The sequence below is a fragment of the Pseudomonas sp. 2995-3 genome, from assembly GCF_002742565.1.
Taxonomy (GTDB): domain Bacteria; phylum Pseudomonadota; class Gammaproteobacteria; order Pseudomonadales; family Pseudomonadaceae; genus Aquipseudomonas; species Aquipseudomonas edaphica.
In genome coordinates this window covers 1-269 of the sequence record NZ_LJSB01000075.1, presented here as the reverse complement: position 1 = coordinate 269, position 269 = coordinate 1, and the positions used below count along the sequence as shown (strand labels likewise).

Below are 269 nucleotides of genomic sequence, written 5' to 3'. Positions count from 1 at the left end.
ATCCTCTTCCTTCAAGTAAAGGCAGTGTTTTTTATAATCCTCACAGAGGGCATCAAGTGTCTCTGGAGTCCCCATCTTCTTAATAAAATTGGATGGATAATCTTTTACCATAAATAGTTCAGGCTGCACTTGATTACCAAGTACAAAGGTATGATGACGAAATGTTTGATTTAGTAAAATCGTTGCATCTTGTTTATTTTTCATAACTTTTTGAAAAATCTCGCCATACTTCTTCGAATCCTTTTTCATTAACGGATTCACTATAATAT

Annotated in this window: 1 protein-coding gene; it reads right to left on the bottom strand. The window is 33.5% G+C overall.

All coding sequences use genetic code 11. The features are described from left to right. Positions 1–249 (bottom strand): hypothetical protein (locus AOA62_RS03885; protein WP_218244057.1); only part of this gene is annotated, 249 nt, incomplete at its 3' end. Between the last annotated feature and the right edge of the window lie 20 nt (positions 250–269).